Annotated in this window: 24 protein-coding genes; 8 read left to right on the top strand and 16 right to left on the bottom strand. The window is 51.7% G+C overall.

What is annotated here, in order from left to right:
• Positions 1-16 precede the first annotated feature (16 nt).
• From EP25_RS0116505 to lpxD, 4 genes are all read left to right on the top strand, one after another.
• Entirely contained in the window at positions 17-589 is a 573-nt protein-coding gene (locus tag EP25_RS0116505; protein WP_051906782.1) for a c-type cytochrome, read from the top strand.
• A gap of 129 nt (positions 590-718) precedes the next feature.
• Entirely contained in the window at positions 719-1,213 is a 495-nt protein-coding gene (locus EP25_RS0116500) for a hypothetical protein (protein ID WP_152555668.1), read from the top strand.
• A 150-nt stretch (positions 1,214-1,363) separates the two neighbouring features.
• Complete coding sequence (locus EP25_RS0116495; RefSeq protein WP_031434917.1) at positions 1,364-3,598, top strand: spermidine synthase; 2,235 nt, start codon at positions 1,364-1,366, stop codon at positions 3,596-3,598.
• 1 nt (position 3,599) lies between these two features.
• Positions 3,600-4,634, top strand: coding sequence for a UDP-3-O-(3-hydroxymyristoyl)glucosamine N-acyltransferase (gene lpxD / locus EP25_RS0116490; RefSeq protein WP_031434916.1), 1,035 nt, complete (start codon positions 3,600-3,602; stop codon positions 4,632-4,634).
• 52 nt (positions 4,635-4,686) lie between these two features.
• Here the strand turns inward: lpxD and EP25_RS0116485 are convergent, their stop codons facing one another.
• The 16 genes from EP25_RS0116485 to def form a co-directional block, all read right to left on the bottom strand.
• A complete protein-coding gene (locus EP25_RS0116485) occupies positions 4,687-5,067 on the bottom strand; it encodes a glycine zipper 2TM domain-containing protein (RefSeq protein ID WP_031434915.1) in 381 nt (126 codons plus the stop codon).
• Between the two features lie 220 nt (positions 5,068-5,287).
• Positions 5,288-6,124, bottom strand: a complete 837-nt coding sequence (locus EP25_RS0116480; protein WP_084191070.1) for an EcsC family protein — start codon at positions 6,122-6,124, stop codon at positions 5,288-5,290.
• Positions 6,124-6,954 (bottom strand): sulfite exporter TauE/SafE family protein, encoded by an 831-nt coding sequence (locus EP25_RS0116475; RefSeq protein WP_031434913.1) that lies wholly within the window; start codon positions 6,952-6,954, stop codon positions 6,124-6,126. Before EP25_RS0116475 ends, EP25_RS0116480 begins: the two co-directional genes overlap by 1 nt.
• 8 nt (positions 6,955-6,962) lie before the next feature.
• A complete protein-coding gene (locus tag EP25_RS0116470) occupies positions 6,963-9,413 on the bottom strand; it encodes a heavy metal translocating P-type ATPase (RefSeq protein ID WP_031434912.1) in 2,451 nt (816 codons plus the stop codon).
• 65 nt (positions 9,414-9,478) lie between these two features.
• Positions 9,479-10,096: a hypothetical protein gene (locus EP25_RS0116465; protein ID WP_031434911.1), complete on the bottom strand. Its 618-nt coding sequence runs from the start codon at positions 10,094-10,096 to the stop codon at positions 9,479-9,481.
• Between the two features lie 119 nt (positions 10,097-10,215).
• Entirely contained in the window at positions 10,216-10,557 is a 342-nt protein-coding gene (locus tag EP25_RS0116460; protein ID WP_235185927.1) for a hypothetical protein, read from the bottom strand.
• A gap of 122 nt (positions 10,558-10,679) precedes the next feature.
• Entirely contained in the window at positions 10,680-10,859 is a 180-nt protein-coding gene (locus tag EP25_RS0116455; protein WP_031434909.1) for a heavy metal translocating P-type ATPase metal-binding domain-containing protein, read from the bottom strand.
• Between the two features lie 76 nt (positions 10,860-10,935).
• Positions 10,936-11,181: a hypothetical protein gene (locus EP25_RS23030; RefSeq protein WP_084191069.1), complete on the bottom strand. Its 246-nt coding sequence runs from the start codon at positions 11,179-11,181 to the stop codon at positions 10,936-10,938.
• Positions 11,182-11,623: 442 nt separating this feature from the next.
• Positions 11,624-12,016, bottom strand: a complete 393-nt coding sequence (gene rpsI / locus EP25_RS0116450; RefSeq protein WP_200875096.1) for a 30S ribosomal protein S9 — start codon at positions 12,014-12,016, stop codon at positions 11,624-11,626.
• Between the two features lie 9 nt (positions 12,017-12,025).
• Positions 12,026-12,454 (bottom strand): 50S ribosomal protein L13, encoded by a 429-nt coding sequence (gene rplM / locus EP25_RS0116445; RefSeq protein WP_031434907.1) that lies wholly within the window; start codon positions 12,452-12,454, stop codon positions 12,026-12,028.
• A gap of 76 nt (positions 12,455-12,530) precedes the next feature.
• On the bottom strand, positions 12,531-13,895 hold the full coding sequence (locus tag EP25_RS0116440) for a sigma-54-dependent transcriptional regulator (protein ID WP_031434906.1): 1,365 nt from the start codon (positions 13,893-13,895) through the stop codon (positions 12,531-12,533).
• An 18-nt stretch (positions 13,896-13,913) separates the two neighbouring features.
• Positions 13,914-16,055: a sensor histidine kinase gene (locus tag EP25_RS0116435; protein WP_031434905.1), complete on the bottom strand. Its 2,142-nt coding sequence runs from the start codon at positions 16,053-16,055 to the stop codon at positions 13,914-13,916.
• Positions 16,037-16,597, bottom strand: a complete 561-nt coding sequence (locus EP25_RS0116430; RefSeq protein ID WP_031434904.1) for a DUF4390 domain-containing protein — start codon at positions 16,595-16,597, stop codon at positions 16,037-16,039. The genes EP25_RS0116435 and EP25_RS0116430 overlap by 19 nt, the downstream gene beginning before the upstream one ends.
• Positions 16,572-17,867 carry a 16S rRNA (cytosine(967)-C(5))-methyltransferase RsmB gene (gene rsmB / locus EP25_RS0116425; protein WP_031434903.1) on the bottom strand — a complete coding sequence of 432 codons (1,296 nt, stop codon included), beginning with the start codon at positions 17,865-17,867 and terminating at the stop codon, positions 16,572-16,574. Before rsmB ends, EP25_RS0116430 begins: the two co-directional genes overlap by 26 nt.
• Entirely contained in the window at positions 17,867-18,790 is a 924-nt protein-coding gene (gene fmt / locus EP25_RS0116420) for a methionyl-tRNA formyltransferase (protein WP_031434902.1), read from the bottom strand. The genes rsmB and fmt overlap by 1 nt, the downstream gene beginning before the upstream one ends.
• An 11-nt stretch (positions 18,791-18,801) precedes the next feature.
• Positions 18,802-19,308, bottom strand: coding sequence for a peptide deformylase (gene def / locus EP25_RS0116415; RefSeq protein ID WP_031434901.1), 507 nt, complete (start codon positions 19,306-19,308; stop codon positions 18,802-18,804).
• Positions 19,309-19,878: 570 nt separating this feature from the next.
• Here def and EP25_RS0116405 point away from each other — a divergent pair.
• The 4 genes from EP25_RS0116405 (at position 19,879) to topA (ending at position 24,891) form a co-directional block, all read left to right on the top strand.
• Positions 19,879-20,904, top strand: coding sequence for a LysM peptidoglycan-binding domain-containing protein (locus tag EP25_RS0116405; RefSeq protein WP_031434899.1), 1,026 nt, complete (start codon positions 19,879-19,881; stop codon positions 20,902-20,904).
• A 111-nt stretch (positions 20,905-21,015) separates the two neighbouring features.
• Positions 21,016-22,068 carry a DNA-processing protein DprA gene (gene dprA / locus EP25_RS0116400; RefSeq protein WP_031434898.1) on the top strand — a complete coding sequence of 351 codons (1,053 nt, stop codon included), beginning with the start codon at positions 21,016-21,018 and terminating at the stop codon, positions 22,066-22,068.
• A 9-nt stretch (positions 22,069-22,077) separates the two neighbouring features.
• A complete protein-coding gene (locus EP25_RS0116395) occupies positions 22,078-22,545 on the top strand; it encodes a DUF494 family protein (RefSeq protein WP_031434897.1) in 468 nt (155 codons plus the stop codon).
• Between the two features lie 21 nt (positions 22,546-22,566).
• Positions 22,567-24,891, top strand: a complete 2,325-nt coding sequence (gene topA, locus EP25_RS0116390) for a type I DNA topoisomerase (protein WP_031434896.1) — start codon at positions 22,567-22,569, stop codon at positions 24,889-24,891.
• Positions 24,892-24,978: the final 87 nt, after the last annotated feature.

Below are 24,978 nucleotides of genomic sequence, written 5' to 3'. Positions count from 1 at the left end.
ATAATAAGGGGGATGTATGACTAGCACAAACGTTCGACAAATCGCCGTTTTCTCGTTGGCTTTCGCAGTGTTCAGCCCTCATGCCGGCGCCGCCGATATTGAAGCGGGCAAGAACAAGGCGGCAATGTGTTTCGGCTGCCACGGTTCGGAAGGCGTCAGCCAAAACCCTATGTTTCCCAGCCTGGCCGGACAAACCAGCATGTATATCGAAAACCAATTGAAGGCCTTTAAATCGGGTGCGCGCCAGAGTGCCACGATGAAAGGCATGGCGTCCGGCCTGAATCAAAAGGATATCGAAAACCTGGCCGCCTATTTTGCCGGCGTAGCTCCTCAAAGCGCCGGCGGTGATCCCGATTTGGCGAAACAAGGCAAGGCCAAGGCGGCCATGTGCATGGGCTGCCACGGTAACGAGGCACAGGGGCGAGGCCAATTTCCCCGGCTGGCCGGGCAGCAACCGGCTTATTTGGCTAAGCAACTGTTGGCCTTCCAAAAAGGCGACCGCGTCGGCGGACCGATGGGAGCGATCGCCAAAAGCCTATCCGAACAAGACATCAAGGAAATTAGCTCTTACCTGGGTTCGTTGAAATAAATTTTTCCGTCACCGTCCCGGCTTAGTTGCCATGGTTGATACAAGGCAACTAAGCTCGTTCAGCGGTGATTAAGTTAACTGCAGTAGGCTAACGATCAATCTTTTAAACCAACCGATAACATCGACATGATGACTAAATTCCTCCTGATTCCTTTGGCCGCATTGTCACTAAGTTTTTCCGCACCGCTATTAGCCAAGGGCAATCCGCACGACAAAGGCAGCGACGCTCGCTGGCGCAACAGCAATAAGCAATCGAACGAATACAGCACGCGCGGCCGCGAGCGCGCGGAAGAACGCCACGAACTGAAAAAACACAAGGAATATGAAGAGAAATATAAGGAAAAGAGACAAAAATACCGCGACGATTATAAAAAACGCCGCAAAGATTATGACGAAAATCATGACCGTTACCGTCGACAATACGAACAGGAACGCGACGGCCTGGATCGGCGCGAATATCGCCGCTACGACGACAGCGGTTATAGACAAAACCCGGTCGATACCATCATCGACCGAAATATCGATGGGGCCAAGTCGCGTATAGACGATATGCATCGACGGGCCATAGAAAGTATCGACAATAAAACGCGGGAATTCACCGGCGTCGATACGCGAGATCGATAAATTCCAATCATTCCTGCTTTGCTCCTCCGGACAAGGAAGTCCCCTTCTAAAGGCGGTCATCCGCCTTTTTTTATTGCGCGGTCACAAATCCCGCTAAATGCATTATCATAGGCGGCTTACGCAAAAGTTGATAACGCCTTAATAACAATAATGAATAAAACCATTGCCCAACCATCGGACCGAAGCTTTTCCCTGATCTTTTTGTTTGCCGGAACGCTGTTCATCAGCGCCACGTTGATGTTCGTCGTCCAACCCATGTTCGGCAAGTTGCTGCTGCCGTTGCTCGGCGGCACCCCGGCGGTCTGGAACACTTGCATGGTTTTTTATCAAATTCTGCTGTTCCTCGGTTACCTGTACGCCCATTTTCTGGCCGTCAATCAAGCCAAGCATCGCCAAATTCAAATCCATGTCGCGGTCTTGCTGGTCAGTCTCATCGCCCTGCCGATCGCCCTGCCGGAAGGTGCGACACCGCCGACCGAAAGCAACCCGACGTTATGGTTGATATGGACACTATTCATCGCCATCGGCCTGCCTTTTTTTGTCGTGTCGACCACCGCCCCATTGCTACAAAAATGGTTTGCGAACGTCGGTCACCACACCAGCCACGATCCTTACTATTTGTATGCCGCCAGCAATGCCGGCAGTCTTTTGGCGTTATTGAGTTATCCGTTTCTTCTCGAGCCCAATATCGGCCTGGCCGACCAGCGATTATTCTGGAGTATCTGCTATGTCGTTCTGATCTTGCTGATCGTAGGCTGCGGTTTAATCTTATGGCGCAGCCAAACACAAGACCAAGCCGCTACGCCATCTGTCGAAGAAGAATTTCACTTGGCGGAACTGGAACTTGGCACCAAACTGCATTGGCTGGTGCTGGCCTTCGTCCCCTCCAGCCTGTTGTTGGGCTTGACCAATTTCATCAGTACCGATATCGCTTCGGTGCCATTGTTGTGGATCATACCGTTGACGCTGTATTTGCTGTCCTTCGTCCTGGTATTTTCCAAATGGGCGCACAAGATTCATCCCGTCATGGTCAATGCGCAACCGGCCGTACTGCTGCCCTTCATCGCCTATTCCTTCATCAATCCGGCGGTATTGCCTTACTGGCTGGATCTTAGCCTGCATTTGCTGGCCTTTTTTCTGGCCATCATGGTTTGCCATGGCGAATTGGCGAAAATGCGTCCGCACACGCGTCATTTGACCGACTTTTATCTGATCATGTCGTTCGGCGGCATGCTCGGCGGCATGTTCAACACCTTCGTCGCGCCGTTTATCTTTAACGCGGTCTATGAGTATCCCTTGATGATCGTCGCCGCTTTGTTGTTGCGCCCGGGCTTTTTTCAACAAAAATGGGCCTTGCAACCCCTCTTTCCATTTGTTTTATTGATGGTCGGCCTGCTTGTATATGCGTTGTCCGATAATTTGTCCGCCTATCTCGACAGCATCGGCGTGATCCTGATCATGCTGGCGGGCCTGACTTATGCGTTCCGCTCCCAACCGCTCAGCCTGGGTCTGTTGACCGGTATTATCTTGTTGTTCACCGGCGGCCTGCATAGTTTGTTGTCGAATACCCTTTTTCAGGAACGGACGTTTTTCGGCGTCTTTTCGGTGCGGGAAAGTATCTTGAGCGACGAAAACAACCGTCCTGAAAAATATCACGAACTTTTCCATGGCACGACCAAACACGGCGCCCAACGCTTGCAGCCGCAACACGTCACGACGCCGCTGACTTATTACAGCCGGCCGGGGCCGATGGGCCAGCTTTTTAAGGTCTTCGATAATCAAGACGATCACTGGCAAATCGGTTCGGTCGGATTGGGCGCCGGCGCTTTGGCTTGTTACGCCAAACCGACGCAACACTGGCGTTTCTACGAAATCGACCCGCTGGTCATCGAGATCGCCCAAAATCCGGCCTATTTCAGTTATCTCGAGCGCTGCGCGCCCAAAGCGGAGATGGTGGTCGGCGATGCCCGACTGTCCCTAACCAAGGAAAAGGATGCCAGCTTCGATTTATTGATCCTCGACGCCTTCAGTTCCGACTCGGTGCCGACGCATTTGTTGACGCAGGAGGCGATCCAATTGTATTTTGCTAAACTAAAGCCAGACGGCATACTGGCCTTTCATATCACCAATCGCCATTTGGCCCTGAAAAAAGTGTTGGCCGATCACGCCAAACAGCTCAAACTGGCGGCCTTGATTCAGGAATTCAAACCGCAGCAGAACATACCGCTGGTGGTAGCGACCGATTGGGTGGTCATGGCCAGGAATGAGGCGGTATTACAACCACTACAACAAAGCCGTTTGGGTAATTGGCAGAAACTGCCTTTGTATTTTGATATGAAGCCATGGACCGATGACTTCACTAACATTATTGGAATCTGGAAATAATATGACTCTGACCATTCAGGAACTCGCCCATCTTTGCGATGCCGCTCCGCAAGGCGGCGACCTATCCGCGTCCATACACTCCGCCGCCGACATCATGACGGCCCAGGCCGGCCAAGTCACGGTATTGAGCGACAGCAAATACAAACCATACCTGAAGGACTGCAAGGCGTCGGCCTGTTTCGTGTCCAGCGAATTCCACACCGAGGAAGCGCCCGCCGGCATCGCGATGCTGCTGAGCAAGGATCCCGAAATCAGTTTTTTAAACGCCGTCGACGCTCTGCATCCGGTGGCGAAAATCGACAGGCAAATTTCCCCGCACGCGGTGATCGCCGATCGGGTAACGCTAGGCGACAACCTGCATATTGGCCCTTTCGCCACCATCGGCCAGCATTGCAGCATTGGCGCCGACTGCGAGATTCATGCCGGCGTCCATATCGGCAATAACGTCAAGATCGGCAAACACTGTAAAATCCACCCGAATGTGGTGATTTACGACAATACCGTGGTCGGCGACCACGTCATTATCCATGCCGGCGCGATCGTCGCCGCCGACGGCTTCGGTTATAAATACCGCAACAATCAACACATTAAAGTGCCGCATGTCGGCAATGTCGTCATCGCCGACCATGTCGAAATCGGCGCCAATACCTGTATCGACCGCGGCGCGCTAGGCTCGACCACGATCGGCTCGGGCAGCAAAATCGATAATCTGGTGCAACTGGGCCACAACAACAAGGTCGGCCGCAATGTAATCATTTGCGGCCAATCCGGCATCTCCGGCTCCTGTACCATTGAAGACGGGGCCATTCTGGCCGGCAGCTCCGGCATCGCCGACCATGTCAAGATCGGTCAACAGGCGGTCGTCATGGCCCGCTCCGGCGTGTCCCAGGACATCAAGCCAGGCACCCAGGTTTGGGGCAGTCCGGCCAAGGAGAGAAAAGTCGCCTGGAAGGAATTGGCCGCGCTGAGCAAATTGCCGGACTTACTAAAAAAATTCAAGGAACTACAGGAAAGAGTGACAAAACTCGAGCAATAGCCTCGATCAAGCGTCAGCCCCGCGAAACGGCGCTGACGCTCTGCCTTGGCCTTTAGCGGCGTATTTCATTACCGACGAAGGAACCCAGTGCCGCGCCCACACCGGCCGCAAGTGGGTCTCCCCTGCCGATTTCGTAGCCGATGATGCTACCGAAAGCGCCTCCGACCAATCCTTCGGCCGATCTATTATCGTAACGGCGATAGCGCGGCGCCGGATAATAGCGTGCCGGCGGCCGTGGCGCATATCTCACTTCTTCCCGATAATAAATCCTTTCCACCGGCCGATAGTCATAACGCCTATAACGATGATCGTGGTGGTGACGTTTATAGTGGCCATAAGCATGGCCCCGTCCTGGGTACCCGCGTCTGTCATGAGCGTTTGCCGTGGTTGAAAGCAACAAAGCCATGATAACGATTGAGACTAATTTATACATAACGGCCTCCCTATTGAAAATAGACTGATGAAAAAATGACGAAGTCGCCAGTCATTCTTTGCCAGCTATTTTCCACGGTCTAACTTAATCGCGGCTTAATGGCTCAATAACAAAACCGCTTGCTTCTTAAGGAAGTTGGAAAGTTAGCGCTGTTCGCGCAGCGTAAGGGTCGTTAAAGATTACCAGGAAGACATGACCAACGAGCAACTCTAAACGCAAATCAGCGGGCTATCGCCAATTTTTCCACGGTCCATTTTTTACGCTGCCTGCCGGTATTTTCCTTGACGATTTGGGAATACAGTTTTTGTACTGTTTTCTTACCATACATTCTTTCGAGTCGACGCACGGTAAAATGGGCATGCGCCATTTGCTGATAATGCTCCATGAACAGCCAGTTGACCGACGCACCCCCGACCGCGCCAACGGCCGGCAAGCTCTGGGCCGCCAATTTCTCTGACACGGGAACGCTGAAGCGGGTCGCGACTGCGTTGACCAGTTTGACCAACGCCGGCGCGCCTTCCTTGGAAAAACCATGTACGGCGATATGATTGGCTGTATCGCCAATCGCCTTGCTGAGAAATGAACGCACCGCATAATAGCTGGTATCCGCGCTCTCTTGTCTATTGGCCTGGCCGCCATTCAAGGCGAAAACCGTCAGACAGGCCATCTTGGTGTCCAGGTCGGCCAAATCCTCGCCATGAGCGCGCGCAATGTCGGCGATCGAACGCAGCATCAGGGTTGCGGAAACGGGCAATTCCACGGCCAAGGCCGTAATGCCGAATGAACCGCCCAAGGCGCCGCTGACGCCGGCCAGTACTTTATGAGTTCTATTCGCGGGTCTGCGCGGCACCGGTTTCAATGAATACAAGGCACCATCCAACGCCTTTTCCAAGGCCGTGCGGGTGATGCGCGACACGACCGTCGACCAATGGCCAGGCAGGGCGGACAGCGCCTTTTCTATCGGCATACCGACCAAGTGACTGATACGCGTGGCAATATTTGTCGACTCCAACCGCTGTGCCGCCTGAGCCAGCTCAACAAGATCGGCCTGCTGCATCACATCCCCTGAATATTACTCATCATGGTGTTGACATAATCCAACATTTCGCCAAGAAAGACGATCGCGCCATCGATTTCTTCCTTCAAGACGTGTAGGAAAGTGCGATGCTTAAAGTCTTCCTCGACATAAAAACTGAGGCCGCTGTAGAAGGTGTTCAGCCCCATGAAAATCATGACGAAGGCCGCCGACTTCAGCATCAGGCCACGCACCTTGGCACCGAGCTTACCAAAGGCGACGCTGACCAACAACATGGTGGGCAAAGTCCCGGCCCCGAATGCCAGCATCAAGGCACCTCCCTCGACGACCGTGGCGGCCGTGGTGGCCTTGACCGCCATGGCGAAGGTCAGCGGACAAGGCATCAAACCATTTAAAAATCCTGCGATCATGGCGCCGACTACCGGCCCCTTTTGGCTGGCGGTCGCGTAACCTTTACGCAACACATTCATCGGAATCAATTTAACCGAGCCCTGAAAAGGAATCCACCCCAAAATCCCCATCGCCAACACGATCACGACGGTACCGATGCCCATCTGCAAAATACTCTGGATTTTCCCGAACATGCCGCTGGACACCAAGACGAACCCGAGTGCCGCTGCGGCAAAGCCGACCATGGTATAGACGAAAATCCGGGTCAGTTGATAGGCAAAGTACGGCAAATAGGATCGCGAGCCCCCGGCCTTCATAAAGTAACCCGACACCAGTGCGCCGCACATACCGAGGCAATGTCCGCTCCCTAAAATTCCGGCAACCAGGGCCAAGGTATAGTCAAAACCGCTGGCGGCAGCCATATCATGCATCGCGTGCATGTCATGCATTGAATGATCCATCAACCGTCCTATTTTTTGCTCAAGCGTAAAGAATTGGCGATGACCGAGACCGAACTCAGCGCCATCGCCGCCGAAGCCACCATCGGATTCAACCGGCCCAATGCCGCGACCGGGATAGCAACCGTGTTGTAGCCAAAGGCCCAGAAAAGATTCTGTTTGATGATGTTGATGGTATCGGCGCTGAGTTCTATCGTGTCGGTTACTTTGGAAATATCTCCTTGTACCAACGTCAGATCGGCCGATTCGATGGCAATATCGGTACCGCTGCCGATGGCGAAGCCGACATCGGCGGCCGCTAATGCCGGAGCGTCGTTGATGCCATCGCCGATCATCCCCACTTTGCTACCTTCCTCCTGCAGTTGGTGAATGATCGCCAGTTTCTCATCGGGCTTGGCGTTGGCAATGACTCGGTCGATGCCGACTTTCTTGGCGATGTAATGAGCGGTTTTTTCGGTATCGCCGGTCACCATCAAAGTTTCGACCCCGAGTTTATGCAACCGGGCAATCGCCGTGGCCGCTTCCTCCCTCGCTTTGTCAGCAATGCCGAACACCGCCGCTTGCCGGCCGTCGATCGCCATGTATACCGGGGTCTTGCCCTGGTCGGCGAAATCGCCGGCCCGCTCCATCAACCCGGCGACATCGACTTGACGTTCCTGCATCCAGGCCAGATTCCCTAACAACAATTTCTTGCCGTCCACTTCCGCTTCGATACCGCGACCGGTTTCGCTCAAGAAATGACTGCACTCCTGCAGGGTAATGGAACGTTCCCGGGCATACTCGACGATGGCCTTGGCCAAGAAGTGCTCGGAGTTATTTTCCGCCGAGGCCGCCAGCATGATGATTTTATCCTCGCCCAGGCGCGACAGTTTCAGCAGATCGCTGACGCGCGGCTTGCCTTCGGTAATCGTGCCGGTCTTGTCGAAAACGATCGCATTCAATTTCGTCGCGACCTCGAGACTCTCGCCGTTGCGGATATAAACACCCTTCTTCGCCGCCTGGCCCGTACCGACCATGATCGCCGCCGGCGTGGCCAGTCCCAAGGCGCAGGGACAGGCGATCAACAATACGCTAATGGCATTGCCGAAGGCCTGAGCGAACGGCGCGCCGGTCAACGTCCAGGCGGCGAAAGTCAGCCCCGATACGGCCATCACCGTCGGCACGAAGACCGCCGATATTTTGTCCACCTGTTTCTGTATCGGCAATTTGGTCGCCTGGGCCTGATCGACCATGTGGACGATGCCGGCCAATACCGTATCCATACCGACCGCGGTTGCCCTGACATGCAGCACGCCATTGCCGTTCACGCAACCACCAATGACCTGATGACCGACTTCCTTGACCACCGGCATGCTCTCGCCGGTCACCATTGCCTCGTCGACCGTAGAGACACCGAATGTCACGACGCCGTCGGTCGGAATTTTTTCTCCCGGACGAACCAACATCACATCGTCGACTTGGACGGCATCGACCTCGACGACGATTTCGTTTCCATCGCGCAACAACGTGGCCGTCTGCGGTTGCAGGTCGACCAGTTTTCGAATCGCCTCACCGGCCCTGCCCCGAGCCCGCTCTTCCAGATACCGGCCCAACAGCACAAAGGTGATGATCGCGGCGGCGGCCTCGAAATAAATGTGTCCCCGGCGACGGTACAAGGCTGGCAGGCTATAACCATAAGCGGAACCGACCCCCAATGCGATCAAGGTATCCATATTGGCCGCCCGTTGCTTGGCCAACAAGGCCGCCTTGACGAAAAATTGCTTGCCGGCACCGAATACCACCGGCGTGGTCAACAAGAACTGCAACCAATGCGCCCAGCGCGACTTGCTCATCGACATTGCGACCGCCACGACCGGCAAGCTCAATAAACCGGACCAGATAAAGCGTTTGCGAGCCATCGCGATTCTTTGCTGTTCTTTGAGGATGAGATTTTTACGCTGCGACAGGGTATCCATGGACAAGGCGCCATAACCCAGGCTTTCGATACGCCGGGTTACGTCCTCTTTGCTAAGCTGGCCCTGCACCGTCACTGTTTCGGTGGCGAAATTTACGCTGGCCGATTTAATGCGCTCGTCCCGTTTCAATACCATTTCGATCAATAACGCACAGGAAGCACAGCTCATACCGTCAACAGCCAGATCGACTTCCTGCAAAGGTCCCTCGAGTCTTTTATTGCCATTTTTGGCATTACCGGTTTTCCTCTTTGCGATATTGCCCAATACGGCATCGAGCAATATCAACAGGTTTTTTTTCGGCAACTTGGAACAATCGAACTCGATCACAACCGATCCGATCGCGAATACCGAGCGGACCTTTTTGATTTCGGGCCTTTTTTTCAGTAATATCTCGAAAATATAGCCTCGTTCCGGATCGTCTTTCAGTATCGGAGAAACTATTCGGATACGTCTTTTCAGTTCATGAACTAGGTTAAAGTTTTGATAACTGGATGAGTAGGCGTCCATACTAAATTGGATAATCGACGTTTGAGAAGAAATACCTTCCCGCCTTGACGGAAAGGTATTCGAGCTTATTTTTTCGGCTTGCGGGAACGAATCAGTAAATAGAACATGTAGAAGACCGCCATCCATTCGTAACGATGAACGATCGGCCTGGGTATCCATTCCTGCGTAATGCGATGCCAATGCAGTTTGATTAAATAAAGCACCAGAATATCATTAAGAAAATCGATAATCGCTTTTTCCGGATCCTTTACCAACGCCTGGGGTTTTTTTAACCCGAGCTTGGTGATCACCTTGGCCGCATGCAAAGTTTCTTTCGCTTCACCATATTTTTCGCTGGCCCAGCGCGTGGCTTTCAGGTTCTTGAATTTACCCTGCAATCTTTCCTTGACTGTTGGCTTGGCTTGCTCAACCGCCTTGCGTTCAAACCAGCCGTCTTGATCCAATTCGGTGATAATCTGAAATAGTTGCCGGGCCAATCCGGTAAAATCACATACCGCCTCCTGATAGCGTATCGACAACTTTTGCTGGCTGCGAAAAACCTTTACGCTGTAAACGCCGTCGATTTGAGAGATTTTGTTCGTGATCAACCGGGCCACTGCCTCATCGGATAATTGTTCCGGCACCTGAAAACGAACGTGGCCGTCGGCACGGTAACGAACGACAAACTGTTTTTGGATAGACATAGAAAAAAACCAGACTCGAAATGGAAAACGGGCGACACCTGCAGCAGGAAATCGCCCGTCCTAATATTAATTGATCATAGCCAAACGTTCATGATGGTTCATGACGTCATGCCTGCACCTCAGTTTTCTTCTTTGCTTTCCGCCACGATATCTTCCAGATTTTCTTTTTGATTGAGCACGAAGTCTCTACCGGCATCGACTGCCTTGGTGGTACTGGAAATAATTTCCTTTCTATATTTATAAACAAAGTAACCGGCCACAACACCGAGACCGAAGACTAAAACGGGATGTTTGGAAATTTTACTCATTAGTTTACCTCCGGTACTGACGGTTGCCGACGCCACGGAGCCCGCAGCAATCTGTTTTCCCATCGAATGTGCCCCATGATGAGCGTGTGCGCCATGATTCATTTCGTGTGGTTTCATAGAGTGCATAGCATGATCGCCATGAGAATGTTTCATATTTCTTATTCCTTTTGTGATAGTTCGTGACAAAGGCAGTAACTTGCCTTTCGCAAGATACACATACAAACGATAAAAATCAATTCTAAAGAAGCGAGTTCAACCGACACTGTGAAGTGCTATCAGTTTTCGGTCGAACTGGTTTCGGGCTCCTCGATAATATCGCCCTCGTGCAGCATCTGATAAATCCCTTTGCATCCCTCGCAACAGAATTTTTTGCCTCCTTCCGTGGTTTTTAACTCGAAACCGGGTGTTTCTATCGGCAATCCGCATAAATCACAAACTTTCTTCTCATCACTCATAACTATGCCTAAGCCACTTCATCAAAAGTGGTCATTATAAAACAAATTATGCTGAGTAAAACTAATGAATTCGTTATTAATGGCAACTGAATCCAGCGGAGGAAGCACCAGAGTCATCGCTCTTGCCATAAGTCGCTCGACTGGAAGCCCTCATTAGCGCGATTCTTAATGCCCCGGTAATGCTGGCCCCAAGTCCCAAACGGGTCGCTACGGCAGGCACCAGAATCATCGATGCGACAGCCAAGCCGGTACCTAGTAATAAAGCCGTTGTGTCGTTACCTTTATTGACCGCATTGTTAGAAGTAGCTAATTGTTGCGCCATATCTCACACCTCATTATTCAAGATCAAAAACCTCTTGAATAATGCAGTATTAATGCCACTTCCTAACCAATTGATACTTAATAGAAACCATGTTATTTCCGATAAGGAAACAAAATAACTGCGGCATATACCAGACTCAATTTATGTTAAATAACATAGTTTAATAAGGCAATGGTATCGATAAGTTTTTCACCCTATCCCGACAGCGACAACCATCCGGTTTGAAAAGCGCCGATAAATCCAGTGCCACCTCTGCGAGAGAGACCTAACGCCTTACCTTTTCCCGCATACGACTAACAACTAACCTGGCAATAAGTTACGCTTACATGCCAAGCCATTCAAACGCCAGCAAACTCAACCTTCTTATGCGCCAATAAAAAAGGCCGCTGTTTTTCACAGCGGCCTTTTTACAAATTCTTCGGCGACGAAGCCGAAAAAACGATTAACGTTTCGAGTATTGAGGACGTTTTCTCGCCTTGTGCAAACCGACTTTTTTACGCTCGACCACCCGCGCATCACGCGTGACGTAACCGGCTCTCCGCAAAGGCGATCTTAACGTTTCGTCGAATGCAATTAATGCTCGCGCCAAACCATGGCGAATCGCACCCGCCTGACCGGACGGGCCGCTGCCTTTAACGATAACTTTGATATCGAAGTCGCCATCCTTTTCCAGCAATTCCAGCGGCTGTCTCGCCACCATTTGGTCGGTCTTGCGACCGAAATATTGCTCGACGGGTTTGCTATTGATAATGAATTTTCCTGAACCGGCGGTTGCGTATACTCGTGCTACGGCACTTTTACGACGACCCGTTCCATAATATTGTGCTGCCATAATCTACCTTGCTTAAATTTCTAATGCTTTAGGTTGCTGAGCCTGATGATTGTGCTCGGGACCGGCATAAACTTTCAGCTTCTTGAACATTGCCCGTCCTAAGGGATTGTTCGGCAACATACCTTTCACTGCTGTCGTAATGATGCGGTCAGGGAAAGTTTTTCTTAATTTGCCCAGGTTAGTCGATTTCATGTTACCGATATAACCGGTGTGGCGATGGTACATTTTGTCGTTTTCTTTATTACCGGTCACGGCAACTTTCTCGGCGTTAACGACAATAATATAATCGCCCGTATCGACATGAGGCGTATATTCTGGTTTGTGTTTACCGCGAAGACGTCGTGCAATTTCAGTAGCAAGGCGACCTAATGTCTTTCCTTCTGCATCAATTACGTACCAATCGCGCTTAACTTCTGCGGGCTTTGCACTAAATGTTTTCATCGTTGCTTCGTAATCTGTTAAGGCTATCTAAAAGAGCGAAAATTCTACTAGAAAAAACTTCAACCTTCAAGCCCAATTAGAGTTTAATTTTCAGAGCATGCAGTTTACGATATAGATGAGTCCGTTCCATGCCTATCGCCGCCGCCAGCTTCGCAACACTACCGCCGTTTTTATCGAAATGATACTCCAGGTAGGATTTCTCGAAATGTTCTCGAGCCTCCTTTAACGGTAAATTAAAGAATTCCGGCACCGAGCCGGTAATGACGGGTTCCTCGGCAAACGAGCCTAGGGCATCCTTCACTTCCTCCAGCTCGATATCATCGCCGGCGCCCAAAATCATCAGGCGCTGTACCAGGTTTTTCAATTCCCGGACATTACCGGGCCAGCTGTAGTTACGCAAATAATTCTGCGCCGCCATGGTAAATTTTCTAAACGGCAATTTTTCTTGGGTAACGAAATGGTCGACATAAAAATTCAACAGGCTGGGCACATCTTCGCTATGCTCCCGTAAGGGTTGAATTTCCAGCGTGACGACATTGAGCAAATAATACAAGTCCTGGCGAAAACGGCCGCTACTGACCTCTTCTTCCAAATTCATCCGGGTCGAAGACAACACCCTAACATCCACCCGCACCGATTCACTGCCGCCCACGCGCAAGAAGGCGCTCGATTCCAAAGCACTGAGCAAACGGGCTTGGGTCTCCTGGTCCATCCCGGCTATTTCGCCTAAAAACAGCGTACCACCGTGCGCCTGTTCCAACAGCCCGCGGTAAATCTTGCCGTCCCTGTCCTCTCGGCCGAAAAATTCGACCGCAGCATTTTCCGGCGAAATACTGCCGACCGAAACATCGACGAATGGGCCATCCCGACGCGCGCTATTGTTATGCAAATAACGGGCATACATTTCCTTGCCGACACCAGCCTCGCCAACAAACAAAACCCTGGCGTCATGCAACGCCAGGCGCTTGATCTGGTCCTTCGTTCTTTCCACCACGGCGCTCTTGCCGACCGGCTCGATGCCTATCATTAACTGTTGTTTCAGCCCCGCGTTCTCCTTTTGTAGATGACTGGCCTCCAAGGCGCGCTCGACCGTCAGCAGCAATTTCGCCATCGACAGAGGCTTTTCCAAAAAATCGTAGGCGCCCAGCCGGGTCGCTTCCACCGCCGATTCAACCGACGCATGCCCCGACATCATGATCACCGGACATAAGATCGCATCATCGGCCACCCACTCTTTCAACAAGGTAATGCCGTCGACATCCGGCATCCAAATATCCAACAAAATCAGGCAGGGCTGGTATTCATTTTTCAGTTTTCGCGCAGCTGCGGCATTTTCCGCCATGACGACCTGGTAGCCTTCGTCTTCCAGAATCTCCGACACCAACTGACGAATATCCTCTTCATCATCGACAACCAAAATATACGGTTCTTGATTATTCATTTCTCAACGCTTCCAAAATTAAATGCCGGGCAGGTGGATGATAAATCCCGCACCTTTATTATACGCCGTATCCACCCAAATGACGCCACCGTGCTCTTCGATAATTTTCTTGACGATGGCCAACCCCAACCCCGTGCCTTTGGCCTTACTAGTCACATAAGGTTCAAAAATGGTTTGAATTTGTTGTTCATCCAGGCCCGTGCCATGGTCATAGATTCCCAACTCGACATAATTGGCATTGTTACGCTGCACAGGGCTTACCTTAATATCGATACAGCCCTTGCCCCCCATCGCTTCCTGGGCATTCTTGATCAGATTATGCAACACCTGACGGATACTGTCCGGATCGACCTTCACCATCACCTTCTTTTCGGCAAATTCGGTATTAAAATCGATGGCCGATTGCAAGGCATAAAGATTCAACACTTCTTGGATGAATTCGATCAGGTTGATGGTCTTAACCTGCTTTTTCGAGGGTTTCGCGTATTCGGCAAAATCGTCTACCATGCGCTTCATCGCCTCAACCTGTTGAATGATGGTCCGGGTCGCGCGGCCCAGCATGTCGGCAGAGTTTTCCTGTAATTCCTTGGCCAATTTATGTTGCAACCGTTCCGCCGATAATTGGATCGGCGTCAACGGATTCTTGATTTCATGAGCCAAACGCCTGGCTACTTCGCCCCATGCGGCATTTTTCTGCGCTTGAATGAGGTCGGTCACGTCATCGAACACGACCACGGCACCGACCCGGTTACCGCTTTGGGTAAACAGCGGAGTGCCGCGGCATAACAACTCTTGCCGCCCATTCGGACCGAGGAAGGCGATGCGTTGCTCCCAGATATCCTCCGCTTTTTCCAACAATTTCTGAATATTGATCAACAGCTCAGCCAGCTCGGAATGTCCTTCGGCCAGACTGTCGAGATTGTGGCCTACAAAATGGCTGACCGGTATATGCAGAATCCGGTAGGCCGCCTGATTGGCAGTGCGAATCCGGTAAGCGGCATCGAAACTGATCACGCCGGCAGTCAGATTGGCCAGAATCGTTTCCAGATAAGCCCTTTGGCTTTCCACCTCGAGACTAGCGGCCCTGGCCTCGTCACGAGACTGGGCAATGCGCTGCGTCATCAAATTGAACGATTCGACTAAAAAACCCAAGTCATCCTGACTCATGACGGGCAATTGTTGCTGGTAATTACCTTCGGCCACGGCCTGGGTGCCTTTGACCAAATCCTTCACCGGCGCGACGATATTGCGGATCGTAATGAAAGCCAGCCAAATCGCCGCCAACAAACTCAACAGCAATACCAGCGACAGAGTCAGCGAAAAGCTATGTTTCAGCGAATCGCGCAGGAACGTCATTTCCTGGTAGCGAACGAAGGCGAACTCGATCGAATCGGCCAGGTCGGCGATACGCACCGGGACCGAAAACAAAGTCTGCAAATATCTGGGCTCGTCATTTTCGACCGAGACGATGACCCGGATCAGCATCTCGCCATCGCGCTCCGGCTCGATGGCGTAATATTGATTATTCCGCTTCAATTGCAGCCAAATCTGGTCGTCCGGCAATTTCGGCAAAATATCGCTGGGATTGACGCTGCTGGAGGCGATAATACGTCCTTTGCCGGAAAACACCGCCATTTCCACCGCATCCACCGTCTCCCGCCAGGGGCCGATCTCCAAGGCGGTCAAGGTTTCCGATTTATTGGCCAGGCTGCCGGCAACCAGCCGGGTTTGTTTAATATGCCAACGAACCCGTTGATCCAGAGATACCTGGCTCAGTTCCAAAGCATCGTCCATGGCCCTATCGATTTCTACATTGAACCAGCTGTCGATGCCTTGATGCAAAAATTGCATCGAAAAATAAAAAACGATGGCGGACGGCGCCAAGGCCTGCAACACAAACAGCATCAGCATCCGTGTCGTCAGCCTGGAACCCGCTTCCTTTTTTTTCAACTGTCGGGTCAGCGAATACAGATTGATCCCGATCAACCCAAATAATACGACCGAACCTAACGTATTGATCAACAACAGCCAGGAATACATCTCGCTCAGCTTCGACGATTCCTGCGTTGCCGAACTCATTAGTTGCAAGGACAACAAAATCAGCCCTAGCAGAACCAGTATGGATGCACTGATGGGAAATTTTATTTTCGAGGATGCCATATAAACCAGTCGCTGGACAGGGCCCACTGGGGATCAAAATAAGATTCGGGGCGTAACGGAATCGGCAGGAACTCGCGATCAAATTGCACCTTGACAGCCACGCTGTAATCTTGGGCGAGATGTAAGCGATGTTCCGGCCAAATCGGCTCCCGTACCGCCGCCATATAACCTAAGGCTATATTGAGTGTTGCGAACATTTCAACATGCTCGGTCAACAGGTTCTTAACCGAAAATTGGTTCAGCAGCGCTTCGTAACGAATCACATAGGGAATACGGCGCTCATGGACGGTGTAATGCCAAAACCAATAGCGTCGTTGCAGCTTGATCAACAAAACCCAGGACAACGGTACGCCTTTGTAGATCGCCTCCTTGGCTTTGGGGCTCAAGCGGTAATCGATACGCGCCAGGAGAACCTGCTCGCCACCTTCCCGTTGAACCGCAATATTCTCGATGCCGGCCGCAAAATCGGCGGCAGAAGCTAAAGCCGGCAACAACAGCAATAACAACCAAGCCGTTTTAAAGGGTTTTACGGACTTTGGCATAGTAAAATCCATCCATTTGCCCGTCGCCGCCGAGGATTTGCCGACCGACCGGCCGCGCTTGCCCCCATTCCGCAATGATTTTGATTTCCTCCGCATCGGGATGACGGCTTAAAAACGCAGCGATCTGATCTTCATTTTCCTGCTTCAGTATCGAGCAGGTGGCATACAGCAGAATGCCGCCCGGTTGCAAAGCTTGCCATGCCGCGTCGAGAATGCCGCTCTGCAATGTCGTTAATTCATTGATATCGCTTTCTCGTCTCAGCAATTTGATGTCCGGATGACGCCTGATTACGCCCAAGGCCGAACATGGCGCATCCAACAAAATACGTTCGAACCGGCGACCTTTCGCCCAATCTTGCACGCAACTGGCGTCTGCGCACAGAAGCTCGGCTTGCAACTGCAAGCGCCTCAGGTTTTCCCCGACTTTTTCCAGGCGCGCGGCATCGACATCGACAGCCAACAACGAACGAAGCGATGGCTGACGCTCAAGAATCGCCGCGGTTTTGCCGCCGGGGGCGGCGCAAACATCCAGAACAGCCTGACCGGGCTGCACATCCAACAAGTCTGCCGCCAGTTGTGCCGCGCTGTCTTGCACCGACACCAGACCGTCAAAAAAACCCGGTAGTTTATCGACGCTAACCGCCTGTTCCAATTGCACGGCGGCCGGGCAACAGGAAACGGCATGGGCCGCAATCCCTCCCTGTTGTAACAAAGACAAATAGCCTTCTCTACAGATTCGACTTAAATTGACACGCAGCACCATCGGAGCGGCTTCGTTGTTAGCCAACATGATCGACTCCGCTTGCTCCGGCCAGTTTTCGCGGAATAAGCGGATCATCCATTGCGGATGGGAAAACTTTGCCAGCTCAGTGCTTGCAATCCCTTGCTCGACCCCATCATGCTCTCGCTGATAGTGCCTTAACACGCCGTTGATCAACGACTTAGCCCAGCTCTTCTTACCTGCCGCGGCCACCGTCTCGGAAACCGCTGCATGGTCCTTGACTCGCATATAGCGTAATTGGTAAAGACCCAACAGTAGCAGAATCCGTATATCAAGATCCTTCTTGCGCAACGGCTTGCTCAACAATCGCTCTAACATTGAATCGAGCAGATGATAATATCTGCAGACGCCGTAACACATTGCTTGCGTGAAGGCCTTGTCCTGACCCTCTGCCACATCGGCGAGCACGGTCTCCAAAGCCGCCGTCAACGACTGCCCGTCCCGGAAAACCCGTAACAAAACCTGGACGGCAAGTTTACGCGGCTTCATCAACCCAGCCTGACGCCGTCAACCTCGTGGGCATTCATGAAAGCTTGTATATCCATTCGCTTACCGCCGGGCAATTGCACTTCCAACAAGCGTAACCAGCCATCGGCAGTGGCCACATCGACTTGTTTGTCATGACAACTGATCGTACCGCCTGGAAGATCGACCGCGCCATCGACTGCCACCGCCTTCCAAATACGCAACGTCTTATCACCATATTGGGTTTGTGCCACGGGCCAAGGGTTCAAACCTCTCACTTGCCGGTCGAGTTGCTCGGCTGGCAGCCGCCAATCCAACATAGCCTCGCTTTTTTGCAGTTTTTCCGCATAAGTCACCCGCGCCTCATCCTGTTTCTCAGCCACCACCGCTCCCTGCTCGATTTGCTGCAATACTTTCCGCAAACCAACCGCGCCGAGTTCCGCCAAGCGGTCATGCAAGTCGCCGGAAGTGTCTTGCGGCGTAATATCGCAGACTTCCTTATGCAGCATATCGCCGGCATCGAGCTTTTTGACGATCTGCATGATGGTGACGCCGGTTTGCTTGTCCCCGGCCATCAGCGCTCGCTGGATCGGCGCGGCGCCTCGCCAGCGCGGCAATAACGAACCGTGGATATTGATACAGCCCAGCGGCGGCGTATCCAACACGGCCTGGGGCAGAATCAAGCCATAGGCCACCACCACCATCAGATCGGCATTGAACGAACGTAATTGTTGTAAATCCTGCTCATTTTTTAGCGATTCCGGCTGCAACACTGGAATGCTACTGGACAAGGCCAATTGCTTGACCGGGCTGGCCGTCAGCTTCCGTCCCCGGCCGGCCGGCCTGTCGGGCTGGGTATAAACCGCGCACACTTCATGCTCGGAGTCGATCAGCATGCGTAAGGCTGGAACGGCAAACTCCGGCGTGCCGGCAAAAATAATTTTCATGACGTTCCCTGTTATTTCTTTTGCATTCTATGGATTTTATCCAGCTTGGCCTGAATCCGCTTTCGTTTCAAGGGCGACAAATAATCGACAAACAATTTGCCGTCGAGATGATCGATTTCGTGCTGAATACAAACCGCCAACAAGTCCTTCGCTTCCAACTCATAACTGTCGCCGTCTTTGTTCAGAGCCTTGATTCTGATATGGTCGGCGCGGGTCACTTTTTCGAAAAATCCCGGGACCGAGAGACAACCTTCCTCGGACTCCTCGACACCCTCCTTGTCGATGATTTCCGGATTAATCAGATACAGCGGATCATTTTTCTCCTCGCTGATATCGATGACGATGATCCGTTTATGGACATTGACCTGGGTGGCGGCCAATCCGATACCCTTCGCCTCATACATGGTTTCCAGCATATCATCGACCAGTTGAACGATGTTTTCATCCACGGTTTCAACTGGTTGCGCTATGGTTCTTAATCGTTTATCGGGAAATTCCAAAATATTCAGAATACTCACCCACTACTCCACTTTCAAAAATCGTTCGATGCGATGATTTTATCCGAAAAAGACGGGAAGCTAAACGCCCTAATCGCAATTGTCGAACTCGGTTACAACACTCGTAAAAATGAGAAAAATTTAACCAATGGACAGCACGAAAATATAAAAGATTCCCCACAACCACACAGACATCAATATAAGCAAATGATTTTTCTGATAATTCTTAAATAAAACGGCTGTTTTGCCCCTAACACACCCACAACCTGAATTGCCATACCCAAAAAGTTCAAGGCATTGCCTTACCCCGTCAGTCAAGAGCGAAATTCAAACCGCCTTGCGCATACGGGACTATGACCGAGAAATCCCGCTGAGGTATCATGAAAAGCAAAGATCATTAATCACCCCTAAAACCAAAAGCCGATTCAATCGATCACGCCGAGTCATTGAGCGTAACGTGAACTACTTCCATAAAGCACAGGCCTGTTTACCACTTCAATCACTGAAATAACTATTCGAGCTAGAATTCTATTTGAATTCATCTAAACTTTGGACTCATACAGAATCATCAAATAGTTTCAGGATAACAATATGGCATTTCGTGCAATTTTCGGGGCAATCATTGCATTGCTTTTCAGTGCCTCTATTTCGGCCGATACTCTGAAAATCAACCCGTCCCATCCAGATCAATATATCGTCGTAAAAGGCGATACCCTATGGGATATTTCCGGCAGATTTCTGCAAAAACCCTGGAAATGGCCGCAATTATGGGAAAACAATCCTCAAATCAAGAATCCGCATTGGATTTATCCGGGCGATATCCTGACTTTTTCCTATGTCGACGGCAAACCACGCCTAAGCCTGTCCAGAAATGTCAAACTCAGCCCATCCATCAGGGAGACCTCACTAGAAGAAGCGATCAAGCTGATCCCGGCCGACGCCATCACCCAATTTCTTACCTCTCCTAAGGTAGTCAATGAAGATGACCTGGCCAACTCGCCTTATGTCATTGATTTCGCCGGCGAGCATTTGATTGCCGGTGCCGGCGACAGGATTTACGTACGTTCCATCACCGACCCGCAAAGCCTAAGCTATACCGTTTATCGCCAGGGCAAACCCTATACCAGACCGGTTACCGGTGAAATCTTGGGCTATGAGGCCATCTATATCGCCGACACCACCCTGCAAACCGCGGGCGACCCGGCCACACTGTCGGTGAACAAATCCACCAGCGAAATACGTATCGGCGACCGCCTGATGGTTAGCGACGCCGGCGAACTGGCCTTGAATTATTTTCCGCATCCGCCCTTAGAGGAAATCAGCGGCAGCATCATCAGCGTTCTCAACGGCGTGTCTCAAATCGGCCAGCACAATATCGTCGTCATCGACCGCGGCACCGACGACGGCATCGAAACGGGGCATATTTTTGAAATCTACCAGCGCGGCCGTATCGTCGCCGACCACTATCACGACATCGACGAGACAACCACCGTAAAACTGCCAGACGAAATCGCCGGTGTGCTGATGGTTTTCCGTCCTTTCGAAAAAGTCAGTTATGCCCTGGTAATGGAAGCCACCGCGGCTATCCACGTGCTGGACAAAGTGAAAACGCCTTAATTCGATTCTTAGGATGATGTCCCTATAACGGACATCGTCCTTCATTACCCATTTCCCTTGAATTCATCTCCCTCCGAACCGCAAAGCTTGCTCAAATATTGGCTGGCCATGCTGCGTACCCCCGGCATAGGCAGCAAAACCATTTGCCACATTCTTGAACACCTCGAGCCGGAGCAGGTGTTTTCCGCCTCCTACGGCACATTGTCGAAACTTGGGCTAAATGAGGCTATTATCGCTGCTCTGCGGCAGCCTGATTGGCCGTCAGTCGAACAGGACATGTCTTGGCTGAAACAAACTGGCAATCACGCCCTTACCCTGCACGATGAACGCTACCCTCCCTTGCTGAAGGAAATTGCCAATCCGCCCGCGGTGCTCTTTGTGCGTGGTAATATCGAACTGCTGAAACAACCGCAAATAGCCATCGTCGGCAGCCGCAACCCCTCCGCTCAAGGTCAGCAAATCGCTACCGACTTCGCCGCAACCTTGGCCAGTTTCGGTTTTGTGGTCACCAGCGGCTTGGCTTTGGGGATCGACGCCGCCGCGCATCGCGGAGCGTTACAAGCCGGTGGCCATACCATCGCCGTGGCCGGCACCGGTCCGGACCGCGTTTATCCGGCCCGGCATAAGGAGCTCGCTGGCGAAATCGTCAAACAAGGCGCCATCGTTTCCGAATTTCCTCCCGGCACCGCCGCGGTAGCCAATCATTTTCCGCGCCGCAACCGCATCATCAGTGGACTTTGCATCGGCCTTTTGGTAGTGGAGGCGGCGCGGCAAAGTGGCTCGTTGATTACCGCCCGACAGGCATTGGAACAAAACCGCGAAGTCTTCGCCATTCCCGGTTCGATATACAACCCCCTGGCCCGAGGTTGCAATGCCCTGATCAGGGAAGGAGCAAAACTGGTCGAAACGAGCGATGACATTTTGGAAGAATTAGGCGAATACAATCAACGATATGAGTTGAACGTTCCAGAAAATTTACAATCAGAACTTGACCTGGAACAACAAAATCTATTGAATTTAATACAATTCAGCCCCACAACTGTAGATTATCTGGTTCAACAAAGCGGTCTAGCCGTAGAAATCATTTCATCCATGTTATTGGTGCTCGAGCTGAAAGGTTATATTGCCTCGGCACCAGGCGGCAACTACATTCGAATTAAGTAAACAGCCATAATGAAAGAAGATATTTTTGATGTACTCATCTATTTGTTTGAAAACTATCTCGATAACGAGATCGAAATGTTCGGGGATGCCGACACCATCGCCAGCGAGCTGATCGATGCAGGTTTCGAACAACCCGAAGTAAAAAAAGCTTTCGATTGGCTGGAATCCTTGACCGAGGAAAGCACCATCAGCCCGACGATATCCTCTGCTTTCCGGATTTTCAGCGATCAGGAAAAAGCCGTTTTGGATCTGGAATGCCAGGATTTCCTGCTGTTTCTGGAGCATAGCAAAATCTTGACTCCGACCAGTCGCGAAATCGTGATCGACCGCGCCATGGCCTTGAAAAACGAGAACATCACGCTGGAAAAGCTGAAATGGTTGGTATTGATGATACTGCTCAGTCAGCCGGACGATGCCGTGGCTTTTTCCAGGATGGAAGACATCGTTTATAACGATATCCCCGTGTCATTGCATTAATCATTCTCCGCTTTACCCATCATGAGTAAAAACCTAGTCATAGTAGAGTCTCCAGCTAAGTGCAAAACCATTGAAAAGTACCTCGGCAAGGATTATCAGGTCCTTGCGTCCTATGGCCATGTCAGGGATCTGATTCCGAAGGAAGGCGCGGTCGATCCGAATAACCATTTCGCGATGAAATATCAGGTCATCGAACGAAACCTGCGTCATTTACAGGAAATCGGCAAAGCCATGAAAAAGGCCGATACCTTGTATCTGGCAACCGACCCAGATCGCGAGGGAGAAGCAATTTCCTGGCATGTATTCGAACACTTAAAGGAAAAAAACCTTTTGAAAAACAAGGAAGTTCACCGAGTCGTCTTTCACGAAATCACCAAAAAAGCGGTTACCGAAGCTATCGCCCACCCGACCGAACTCTCCACCAAACTGATTAACGCACAACAGGCGCGCCGGGCATTGGATTATTTAGTGGGGTTCAACCTATCGCCGCTGCTGTGGAAGAAAATTCGCCGCGGCTTGTCGGCCGGTCGCGTACAAAGTCCCGCCCTGCGCATGATTGTGGAGCGAGAGCTGGAAATCGAGGCATTTAAAAGCCGCGAATACTGGAGCCATACCGCCGACGTCAGTTCACAGGGGCAACCGTTCAAAGCCAAACTGACCCATTTTGCCGGCGAGAAGCTCGAACAATTCAGCATCACCGACGAAAAACGCGCCAACGAGGTTAAGCAAACCTTGCTCGAAGCCGCGGACGGTAAACTGATTGTCGCCAAACTGGAGAAAAAGCAGCGCCGGCGCAACCCGGCCGCCCCGTTCATTACGTCGACCTTGCAACAGGAAGCCGCCCGTAAACTGGGGTTTACCACCAAACGTACGATGATGGTGGCGCAGCAACTTTACGAAGGTATCGATCTAGGAGGCGAAACCGCCGGCCTGATCACCTACATGCGTACCGATTCGGTTAATCTGGCGGATGAGGCGGTGGCCGAAATCCGCGAACTGATCGTGGAAAAATACGGCGCCGACAATTTACCGAAAGAACCGCGTTCCTTCAAAACCAAATCGAAGAATGCGCAGGAAGCGCACGAGGCAATCCGCCCCACCTCGATCAGACGACTGCCGGAACAAGTCAAGGAAAGGCTCTCTGCCGATCAGTTAAAATTGTATGAATTGATCTGGAAGCGCACCATCGCCTGCCAAATGATCCATGCGACCCTGAACCTTGTCGCGGTGGACCTCCACTGCGGCGGCCCCGAAAACGTATTCCGCGCCACCGGTTCTACGATCGCCAAACCGGGCTTCATGGCCGTTTACCTGGAAGGCCGCGATGACAGCAAGGAAAGCGACGATAAGGAAAGTTTTTTGCCGCCGATGGAGGAAGGCCGCCCGGTCGATCTGCACGACATACTCGCCGCCCAGCACTTTACCGAACCGCCGCCGCGCTACAGCGAGGCAAGCCTGGTCAAGGCCCTGGAAGAGCATGGCATCGGCCGCCCTTCCACTTACGCGACGATCATTTCGACACTGCAAAATCGCGACTATGTCATTTTGGAAAACAAACGTTTCCATCCGACCGATGTCGGCCGAATCGTCAATAAATTCCTGACCGAGCATTTCACCAAATATGTGGATTACAGCTTTACCGCCAATCTGGAAGACGAACTGGATGCCGTATCGCGGGGCGAAAAAGACTGGATCCCATTGATGAACGACTTTTGGCAGCCCTTCAGCAAACTGATTGGCGAAAAAGAACAAAGCGTGCAACGCAAAGACGTGACCCAGGAAGTCATCGAGGAAAAATGTCCCGAATGCGGAGGGCAACTATCGATCCGCTTGGGGCGTAATGGCCGCTTCATCGGCTGCACCAATTATCCCGATTGCTCCTACACCCGGAATCTCAACGAAGACGGCAATCAAGCGGCCGAGGCGGAAGTCGTGGAAGGTCGCAGCTGTCCGAAGTGCGGCTCTAACTTGGTCATCAAAACCGGTCGTTACGGAAAATTCATCGGCTGCAGTAATTATCCTGCCTGCAAACATATCGAACCACTGGAAAAACCGGTCGATACCGGCATCGAATGCCCCAAATGCCATAAGGGCACGATATTCAAACGCAAATCGCGTTCCGGGAAAATTTTTTATTCTTGCTCGGAATATCCCAAATGCGATTATGCCTTGTGGAATGCGCCGATCAAGGAAAGCTGCCCAGATTGCGGCTGGCCGATCCTTACCTTGAAAACCACCAAACGACGCGGCACCGAAAAAGTCTGCCCGCAAAAGGATTGTAAATACGCGACGCCTTACGAGGGCGACCCGGAGGATGCTAACGGCCCATCATTGGAAACAGCCTAAATTTGCGTGCGAGCGGAAGCTCCGATGCGCTTTTTCCCAGCGACAAAAGGATAGAGATATGGCATTGGACACAAAAAAGGCAGCTAC

The sequence above is a fragment of the Methylomarinum vadi genome (assembly GCF_000733935.1).
GTDB lineage: Bacteria > Pseudomonadota > Gammaproteobacteria > Methylococcales > Methylomonadaceae > Methylomarinum > Methylomarinum vadi.
The sequence above is the reverse complement of the archived record's forward strand: the minus strand, read 5'-3'. Positions and strand labels throughout refer to the sequence as shown.

Coding starts and splice junctions, on each gene's coding strand:
- EP25_RS0116505 (WP_051906782.1), top strand. CDS start 17: ATGACTAGCACAAACGTTCGACAAATCGCCGTTTTCTCGTTGGCTTTC.
- EP25_RS0116435 (WP_031434905.1), bottom strand. CDS start 16,055: ATGGCATCCTCGAAAATAAAATTTCCCATCAGTGCATCCATACTGGTT.
- EP25_RS0116455 (WP_031434909.1), bottom strand. CDS start 10,859: ATGAGTGATGAGAAGAAAGTTTGTGATTTATGCGGATTGCCGATAGAA.
- fmt (WP_031434902.1), bottom strand. CDS start 18,790: ATGAAAATTATTTTTGCCGGCACGCCGGAGTTTGCCGTTCCAGCCTTA.
- topA (WP_031434896.1), top strand. CDS start 22,567: ATGAGTAAAAACCTAGTCATAGTAGAGTCTCCAGCTAAGTGCAAAACC.
- EP25_RS0116430 (WP_031434904.1), bottom strand. CDS start 16,597: ATGCCAAAGTCCGTAAAACCCTTTAAAACGGCTTGGTTGTTATTGCTG.
- EP25_RS0116475 (WP_031434913.1), bottom strand. CDS start 6,954: ATGGATCATTCAATGCATGACATGCACGCGATGCATGATATGGCTGCC.
- EP25_RS0116480 (WP_084191070.1), bottom strand. CDS start 6,124: ATGCAGCAGGCCGATCTTGTTGAGCTGGCTCAGGCGGCACAGCGGTTG.
- EP25_RS0116500 (WP_152555668.1), top strand. CDS start 719: ATGACTAAATTCCTCCTGATTCCTTTGGCCGCATTGTCACTAAGTTTT.
- EP25_RS23030 (WP_084191069.1), bottom strand. CDS start 11,181: ATGGCGCAACAATTAGCTACTTCTAACAATGCGGTCAATAAAGGTAAC.
- EP25_RS0116405 (WP_031434899.1), top strand. CDS start 19,879: ATGGCATTTCGTGCAATTTTCGGGGCAATCATTGCATTGCTTTTCAGT.
- EP25_RS0116460 (WP_235185927.1), bottom strand. CDS start 10,557: ATGAAACATTCTCATGGCGATCATGCTATGCACTCTATGAAACCACAC.
- EP25_RS0116485 (WP_031434915.1), bottom strand. CDS start 5,067: ATGTATAAATTAGTCTCAATCGTTATCATGGCTTTGTTGCTTTCAACC.
- EP25_RS0116470 (WP_031434912.1), bottom strand. CDS start 9,413: ATGGACGCCTACTCATCCAGTTATCAAAACTTTAACCTAGTTCATGAA.
- rplM (WP_031434907.1), bottom strand. CDS start 12,454: ATGAAAACATTTAGTGCAAAGCCCGCAGAAGTTAAGCGCGATTGGTAC.
- EP25_RS0116465 (WP_031434911.1), bottom strand. CDS start 10,096: ATGTCTATCCAAAAACAGTTTGTCGTTCGTTACCGTGCCGACGGCCAC.
- EP25_RS0116440 (WP_031434906.1), bottom strand. CDS start 13,895: ATGAATAATCAAGAACCGTATATTTTGGTTGTCGATGATGAAGAGGAT.
- lpxD (WP_031434916.1), top strand. CDS start 3,600: ATGACTCTGACCATTCAGGAACTCGCCCATCTTTGCGATGCCGCTCCG.
- rsmB (WP_031434903.1), bottom strand. CDS start 17,867: ATGAAGCCGCGTAAACTTGCCGTCCAGGTTTTGTTACGGGTTTTCCGG.
- EP25_RS0116395 (WP_031434897.1), top strand. CDS start 22,078: ATGAAAGAAGATATTTTTGATGTACTCATCTATTTGTTTGAAAACTAT.
- EP25_RS0116495 (WP_031434917.1), top strand. CDS start 1,364: ATGAATAAAACCATTGCCCAACCATCGGACCGAAGCTTTTCCCTGATC.